The organism is bacterium, from assembly GCA_018812485.1.
GTDB lineage: Bacteria > JAHJDO01 > JAHJDO01 > JAHJDO01 > JAHJDO01 > JAHJDO01.
This window is the reverse complement of record JAHJDO010000146.1, coordinates 1-2,269: the sequence shown is the minus strand read 5'-3', so window position 1 is coordinate 2,269 and position 2,269 is coordinate 1. Positions and strand designations below refer to the sequence as shown.

Annotated in this window: 3 pseudogenes; 2 read left to right on the top strand and 1 reads right to left on the bottom strand. The window is 47.2% G+C overall.

The window, feature by feature from the left end:
- Positions 1-188, top strand: a pseudogene (locus KKC91_12455) (phage integrase N-terminal SAM-like domain-containing protein).
- A 444-nt stretch (positions 189-632) separates the two neighbouring features.
- Positions 633-910 (top strand): annotated as a pseudogene (locus KKC91_12450) (tyrosine-type recombinase/integrase).
- A gap of 171 nt (positions 911-1,081) precedes the next feature.
- On the opposite strand, the pseudogene KKC91_12445 reads toward KKC91_12450, so the two are convergent.
- Positions 1,082-2,119 (bottom strand): annotated as a pseudogene (locus tag KKC91_12445) (hypothetical protein).
- Between the last annotated feature and the right edge of the window lie 150 nt (positions 2,120-2,269).

Genomic DNA, 2,269 nt, shown 5'->3' with positions numbered 1-2,269 from the left:
TCAAACGCTACATCTTCTTTCATAAATCCCAACAAGGCGTGTACCGCCACCCACAAGATATGGGCACCAAGGAAATCGAATCCTTCCTCACCTATCTTGCCACAGATCGAAAAGTCGCCGCAGCCACTCAAAACCAGGCCCTCAGCGCAATCCTTTTTCTATACCGCGAAGTCATCCACAAAGAACTGTCTGGCGATATTGACGCAGCCTGGGCCAAACGTTCTCAGAAATTGCCCACCGTCCTCACTAAAGAAGAAACCATCCGGGTCGTCGCTTGTATCCCAAGCAACCTTCGTTTGATGGCTCAATTGCTCTATGGGAGCGGTCTCAGGCTTATGGAATGTATCCGCCTGCGGGTTAAAGACTTAGACTTTGAATATTGTCAAATTATCGTTCGCGATGGAAAAGGCGCAAAAGACCGGATCACCATGTTGCCAGAGATAGCAATTGAGCCTTTGCAGCTTCACCTCCGTCACGTTAAGCTGACCCACGAAGATGATTTGGGAGCCGGATATGGAACAGTCTACTTGCCCTATGCTCTGGAACGCAAATACCCCCACGCTAACAAGGAATGGATCTGGCAATACGTATTCCCTGCCAGTAAAATATCACGCGATCCCCGCACAGGCATCATGCGCCGTCACCATGCTGACCCAAGCACACTCCAAAAAGCAGTCAAGCGTGCTGCCCAAAGAGCAGATATCCCCAAACGCGTCACCCCACACACCTTCCGGCACAGCTTCGCCACCCACCTCCTTGAATCCGGCTACGATACCCAGTACCTGCGTTCTGGGCAGGTGTCCGCACAGTCCAAGAACTCCTCGGCCACAAAGACGTCAAAACAACCATGATCTACACCCACGTTTTGAATCGCGGCCCCCTCGCTGTCCGCAGCCCCCTCGACACCTGACCACCCATCCACCCTCCGCCTCCTGCCTCCTGCCTCCGCCTCCTGCCTCCTGCCTCCTGCCTCCTGCCTCCTGCCCCCCGCCTCCTGACCCCCTCCCCCCCTCGCTGATTCGCCCCCTCCCCACCTCCCCACCTCCCCACCTACCATAACTTACTTTGCGCTTTTCTTTGGTCAATACCTTCCTTGGCTAGCACACTCTCGGCATTTGCAGGTATCATCTTTTCTATTATGATACCAGTAATCAGCCGTTATTTGCCCGCAAAGAATGCACGTTGCTTCTTTACCGCTATAAATTGATGGCTCATAACTAGTCTGGGAAACCGGGCTCATTTTTGGAAGAACTATACTCTCCAAATTGTCAAAACTCTCGACAACTTTTTGACGGGACTTGGTGATCATTCTTTCTTGTTCCTCTTGTTCTCTTTCAAGTTGAATTTTTTCCTTTTTCAACTTTTCTGATCCTTCATGTTCGCCCGGATGTACAAATCCTCCAGATTTCGGAGATACCAACACAGATGATATCTCGTTACTTATTTTTGCCCCCTGATATAGTTGTGGGGAATGAATCAAAAGCAGTTTTCTATATGTTATTAGAGTTTCACTGCTCGGATCAAGATAATGGAGCGATTTCCCCGTAATATAAACTTTACCAAACTTCATTTCATCATAATCAGACTGCTGCATGAATTCTCGCTCCGTTGTTGTAAGGTGGATACTTTCAGAATGAATTTTGTCTTCTCGGAGCATATCTACTACAAATACCCAGTTGACTTGAGCATTTAGTTGCCCTAAACCGACTTTCAGGTTCTCCCTTTTCTGAGGTTTCATGCCAGATTCTATGATCCAATATGCAAAGTTACATCTTTCAGTCTCTACCCAACAATCAAGGTGACGATGGATTTTTTCATTATCAAATTTCTTTTCGATGCTTACATTTTCGCCAAATTTTCCCACAAGCCATTTATATAAAATAGCTCTCGCATTTAATAGCGATGGTGATTCGTAGCCGTATGGGCAATTTTGGAGGTGTTTATGTGCAAAATGCCAGCGGTTAGTTTTTCCTGCTCGAACTCGGACGGGCTGTAAACACCCTGGACACACAAGGATATCATTCCTGCCAAGAGAGCGGAGGTGCTTTCTTTGATTCTTCCACTTATCGTCAAGAATTACGATTTCTTCACCAGATGTTTTATTCGTTGCTCTGAACATATTCTAATAGCTCTATTCACCAACTTCCAAATTTTGGCTCTCTGGGATTTGCCGTGACTCCGTACACGGATTGCACGGATTTCACGGAGTCTCACGGAGAAAACGATAAAAAATCCGTGTTTATCCGTGTAATCCGTGTCCAAAATGTTT